General features: G+C 57.6%; 4 protein-coding genes and 2 pseudogenes. 5 read left to right on the top strand and 1 reads right to left on the bottom strand.

Annotation, left to right across the window (positions count from 1 at the left end):
- Positions 1 to 407 (bottom strand): annotated as a pseudogene (locus P1U55_RS15680) (hypothetical protein); the annotation flags it as partial.
- Between the two features lie 88 nt (positions 408 to 495).
- Between P1U55_RS15680 and hslV the strand changes: the two are divergent.
- From hslV to P1U55_RS15705, 5 genes and pseudogenes are all read left to right on the top strand, one after another.
- Positions 496 to 1,053 carry an ATP-dependent protease subunit HslV gene (gene hslV / locus P1U55_RS15685; RefSeq protein ID WP_301048578.1) on the top strand — a complete coding sequence of 186 codons (558 nt, stop codon included), beginning with the start codon at positions 496 to 498 and terminating at the stop codon, positions 1,051 to 1,053.
- Complete coding sequence (locus tag P1U55_RS15690) at positions 1,050 to 2,123, top strand: hypothetical protein (RefSeq protein WP_301048579.1); 1,074 nt, start codon at positions 1,050 to 1,052, stop codon at positions 2,121 to 2,123. Before hslV ends, P1U55_RS15690 begins: the two co-directional genes overlap by 4 nt.
- Positions 2,120 to 3,427, top strand: a complete 1,308-nt coding sequence (gene hslU / locus P1U55_RS15695) for an ATP-dependent protease ATPase subunit HslU (RefSeq protein WP_301048580.1) — start codon at positions 2,120 to 2,122, stop codon at positions 3,425 to 3,427. Before P1U55_RS15690 ends, hslU begins: the two co-directional genes overlap by 4 nt.
- A 38-nt stretch (positions 3,428 to 3,465) precedes the next feature.
- Complete coding sequence (locus tag P1U55_RS15700; protein WP_301048581.1) at positions 3,466 to 4,575, top strand: alpha/beta fold hydrolase; 1,110 nt, start codon at positions 3,466 to 3,468, stop codon at positions 4,573 to 4,575.
- A 302-nt stretch (positions 4,576 to 4,877) separates the two neighbouring features.
- Positions 4,878 to 5,116, top strand: a pseudogene (locus P1U55_RS15705) (IS6 family transposase); the annotation flags it as partial.

Consider the following 5,116-nt stretch of genomic DNA (forward strand, 5'->3'; position numbering starts at 1 on the left):
GTGAAACCATCGTCGGCAACCCCGGCGCCGTTCTTGAACTTCCACTTGCGCCAGTCAGAAAAGAATTTCGCCGCCGCTGTTCGGTCCACCGCACGCGGATCAAACTTGGCCCTGGCAACAGGCCATTCCCACCGTTCGGCCTGTTTCTCGATGCGCCAGAATGCACCAAGGTAGATACGGCGGCACACCAAAGCCCCCGCGTGGCTTGGGGCCTCCATATGAAACAGCGCCCGACCGCCCCGGCCACCAACCGCCAGCCGCTGCGTTAGCCCATTGCGCCGCAAACGCACATCCCAGCCTTCAGCCTCAAAGGCCTCTTTTGTGCGACAAAAAAATGGGAACCGCCCTTGCATGACCCGCTCAAGGCTTGGCGCATCAAGGCAAATATCAAGCTGCTTTGCTTCCATGGCGGCACGCTATGGCTCGTCTCTCGTGACAGCAAGGGTTGCACCATTGGAGAGCGGTGAATATCTCGGATGGGAAATGGAGGGCACAATGGCTCAAGATGAATTTCCCGGCTGGCATGGCACCACGATCATTGGCGTCCGCAAGGGTGACGAGGTGGTAGTTGCGGGTGACGGGCAGGTGAGCCTGGGCCAAACCGTGATCAAAGGATCAGCGCGTAAGGTGCGCCGGATCGCTCCGGGCGGGCATGATGTGGTCTGCGGCTTTGCCGGGTCAACGGCAGATGCCTTCACCCTGTTGGAGCGGCTGGAAGCCAAGCTCGAAGCCACTCCGGGCCAGCTTGCCCGCGCCAGCGTTGAGCTGGCGAAGGACTGGCGGACCGACAAGTACCTGCAAAAACTTGAGGCAATGCTGATCGTGACCGATGGTAAGGAGCTGCTGGTCATTACCGGTGCAGGGGATGTGCTGGAGCCAGAGCACGGCATCGCGGCCATTGGATCGGGCGGAAACTACGCCCTCGCCGCTGCCCGCGGGATGATTGATCAAGAGATCGAAGCCGAGGAAATCGCCCGCCGCGCCATGGCCATTGCCGCCGATATCTGCGTTTACACCAACGGCAACCTGACCATCGAAAAGATCAGCGGATGACCATCACCCGAGATGATATCCGCGCCGCCGTCGGTGCCGGGAAGATCAGCGAGGCTCAGGCCAACGCCATTGTTGCGCTTTCTGACGCTCGACGCGGTGCGCGTGAAAATCTTGAAGGTCTGGACGAGCCGTTTGAGCTGTTCAAGGGCTTCAACGAGATCTTCATCGTGATTGGTTTGGTTATTCTCTACGCGGGCTGGTCGGGCATCGCGGGGCTGTCATCCGTTGTATCCCAAGAGTTTCAGGTTTCACTCTTCGTCTTCTCGCTCATCGGCATGGCCACCTGTATGGCCCTCGCCATCTACTTCACCCGCATCCGCCGGATGGTTGCGCCCTCTATCGCGCTCGCTGTCATGTTTTCCATATCGGCTAGCCAGGCAGGGATGGTCCTTGGCGCATGGCTGAGTGGTGATAACATCGGCGCGCTCCCAGCCGCTGCCGGTTGGACAACACTCGCGTTGCTTGTCTATTGGGCCATCTTTCGCGTGCCGTTCGCGCTGCTTTTGGTGGCGCTCAGCGTTTACACCTTTGCCTTTGGCCTCACCGCTATGACCGGAAGTGAATTGAGCGACCTTCGAGAGGCCTTCCTGCTCTCGGCAAACTCGGCATTCCCCTGGATCACCCTTGGTCTTGGCCTCGTTGGCTTGGTGATCGCACTACGGTTTGATATCTCCGATCCACACCGCGTGACCCGCCGCTCAGCACAGGGCTTCTGGCTGCACATCATCTCGGCTCCAGCCATCGTAAATACCCTCGCCCTCACGCTTTTTACCCAAGGTGGCTATATCGCTTACCTTGTTCTCATCGTCTTCCTCATCGTCATGGCCTTGTTTGCAATCGCGATTGATCGCCGCTCCTTCCTGATCTCCGGCATCGGCTACATGGTCGCCCTCGCGGCCACCGTGGCGCAGGGTAACACTTGGCTGCTGATCCTTTTCCTCGGCGCATTCCTCGTGTTCCTCGGAGCCTTCTGGGAGCACATTCGCGGTGGTCTCATGGCCGCCCTACCCACCTTTCCAAGCAAGGACCGCCTTCCGCCTTGGACCCGATCGAAAGAGTTCATTATATGACCGATCTTACCCCACGCGAAATCGTATCCGAGCTGGACCGTTTTATCATTGGCCAGAAAGACGCCAAGCGCGCTGTCGCCGTCGCCTTACGCAACCGGTGGCGGCGCCGGCAACTGTCTGATGACATCCGTGAAGAGGTCTATCCCAAGAATATCCTCATGATCGGCCCCACCGGTGTTGGCAAAACCGAGATCAGCCGACGGCTGGCCAAACTCGCCCGCGCGCCATTCATCAAAGTTGAGGCAACAAAGTTCACCGAGGTCGGTTATGTGGGCCGCGACGTTGAGCAGATCGTGCGTGATCTGATGGATAGCGCTATCACCCAAACGCGCGAGTTCATGCGTGACGATGTAAATGCAAAGGCCCGTGAAGCTGCCGAAGAGCGCGTGCTGCGTGCCATCGCCGGAGAAGATGCCCGCGGTAAAACCCTCGACATGTTCCGTGAAAAACTGCGCAGCGGCGAGCTTGATGAGACCGAGATTGAACTGGATGTTGCAGAGCCTGCCCCGTCGATGCCCGCCTTTGAAATCCCCGGCCAGCCGGGCGGAATGCAAGGCATGGGCAATCTGCAAGACCTGTTCGGAAAGGCCTTTGGCGGGCGCACGCAGTGCCGCAAGATGACTGTTGCCGAAAGCTACGAGGTACTCATCGGCGAAGAGGCTGACAAGCTCCTCGATGATGAGGCCGTTAAAGAAATTGCGCTTGAATCGGTGCAAGAGAACGGCATCGTTTTCCTGGATGAGATCGACAAGGTCTGCGCTCGCGCCGAGGCCCGTGGTGGGGATGTTTCGCGCGAAGGTGTGCAGCGCGATTTGCTGCCATTGATCGAAGGCACGACGGTGAGCACAAAGTATGGCCCGGTGAAAACCGATCACATCCTCTTCATCGCTTCAGGGGCCTTCCACATTGCCAAGCCGTCTGACCTGCTGCCAGAACTCCAGGGGCGTTTGCCCATCCGGGTTGAGCTACGGGCGCTGACTGAGGAAGATTTTGTGCGCATCCTCACTGAAACGGACAACGCCCTCACCCGGCAGTACACCGCTTTGATGAAGACCGAAGGGGTTGAAGTGAGTTTCACCGATAGCGGGATCGCTGCGCTGGCCCGCATCGCCGCCGAGGTCAACCAAAGCGTTGAAAACATTGGAGCACGGCGGCTCTACACGGTTATCGAGCGTGTGTTTGAAGAGCTTTCTTTCGTTGCGCCTGACAGGGTTGGCGAAGCGGTCGAAGTCAATGAAACCTATGTTGAGAAAAACCTTGGCGAGTTGGCAAAGTCCACCGACCTCTCTCGCTATGTATTATGAGAATTGCGCTGGCTGAATAAGCAGGTAAAGCTGCGCCCATGACTGCCGCGCTGCGAATCTTTGGAATTGTTCTGCTTCTGGCCGCTTGCACCCCGCGAGCGACCCTTGTGGTTACGCCAGATACCGGCGTCGGCAAGCCCTACACAATTCGCGTTGGATCAACCCGCGAACTGGATCCTGCGGATAAGAATCAGTTGTACACATTGCGAGGGCCGCTCAGCTTTCAGGCTTTTGACGTTTCTGTTCCCCCCAATCGTGAGCCCGGAACGGTTGAATATTTTACTCGGGGTGAGCCTGATCCCAACACCCAATTTTTGGCGACCGGTGCGCGCACGTTTAAAACAGAAGCCCAGTTTCGAAACGATCTTGCGGCTGCGTACCGTAAATTTCCCAAGGCCAACCGTGGGGCTGTGGTGTTTGTCCACGGATACAACACATCTGTTGGAGATGCGGTTTTTCGTCTGACCCAGCTCACAAATGACCTTGAAATCGACGATATTCCCCTCAGCTACACCTGGCCGTCGCGAGTGAACCCGCTGGCCTATGGCTATGATCGCGACAGTGCGCTCTATAGCCGTGACGGGCTGGAAAAGTATCTCACCGAGATCGCAGATTCCGGCACCAGATCAATCACTCTTCTTGGCCATTCCATGGGTTCGCTCATCGTCATGGAAACACTGCGCCAAATGGCGATCCGGGATGATCGCAAAGTGCTGCCCAAACTCAATGGCGTGATTTTGATGTCACCGGATCTTGATGTTGATCTGTTTCGCAGCCAAGCCAAGCGCATCGGCACGCTGCCGCAACCCTTCATCATCTTTACATCCCGGCGTGACAAGGCCCTGCTCCTGGCGGCCCGCCTTACTGGTGAACCTGCTCGCCTTGGTAATATCCCCGATGTTTCTCCGCTGTCTGATCTGGATGTGACTGTGGTTGATGTGACTGACTTCAATGGTGACGCACTCGATCACTTCACGCCGGCAAATTCCCCCGCCTTGTTAAAAATCCTAGGCAAACTCGGCTCCGTCCAAGCTGCGCTCAACACCGACGCCTCCAATAAAACGGGCCTGCTGCCGGGAACAGTGCTCACAGTGCAAAACGCCACCTCGATCATCTTGTCACCCGTGACGGCTCTTGCGGGAAACTAGGCTGTTATAATCCAGTCTTGATCGCGCAATAGTTCCGCCAAGGGCGGCTTTGCGGTTTCAAAGTAGCAAGCCCCCATTCCTGGCGGCCAATGATCCTTTTGCTTTACCTCCCCCTAAGGGCAAGCCTATTTCATCGCGTTCTTTGCAGGCAAGATGATGGTAGCTTTCACGCTGTCTGATGGCCATTTAGGCTTGATCTACACCGTCGGCACAACGCTTTCTGCAAGTGTGCTGTGACGGGTCCGTTGCATGAACTCAGCGGAAGTCGCTGGCTCCGCTTGTTTGTGATGGCGGAGCGGTCGATGGCACAGCGCAAGAACCCGTTCAAACGGCATCGGTTTCCTTGTGAGATTATCCTGATGGCAGTGCGCTGGTACTGTCGCTACTCGCTTTCGTGCAGGGATGTGCGTGACATGCTGGCTGAGCGTGGCGTGACCGCCGATGCCTCGACGATCCATCGCTGGGTGCGCAAGTTCGGCCCCGAGCTTCGCAAGCGGGCTTATGGCGCTCACCGTACTTGGCGCGGGCTGCAGTGGCATGT

It is taken from the genome of Vannielia sp., from assembly GCF_029212645.1.
Taxonomy (GTDB): domain Bacteria; phylum Pseudomonadota; class Alphaproteobacteria; order Rhodobacterales; family Rhodobacteraceae; genus Vannielia.

Coding starts and splice junctions, on each gene's coding strand:
- P1U55_RS15690 (WP_301048579.1), top strand. CDS start 1,050: ATGACCATCACCCGAGATGATATCCGCGCCGCCGTCGGTGCCGGGAAG.
- hslV (WP_301048578.1), top strand. CDS start 496: ATGGCTCAAGATGAATTTCCCGGCTGGCATGGCACCACGATCATTGGC.
- hslU (WP_301048580.1), top strand. CDS start 2,120: ATGACCGATCTTACCCCACGCGAAATCGTATCCGAGCTGGACCGTTTT.
- P1U55_RS15700 (WP_301048581.1), top strand. CDS start 3,466: ATGACTGCCGCGCTGCGAATCTTTGGAATTGTTCTGCTTCTGGCCGCT.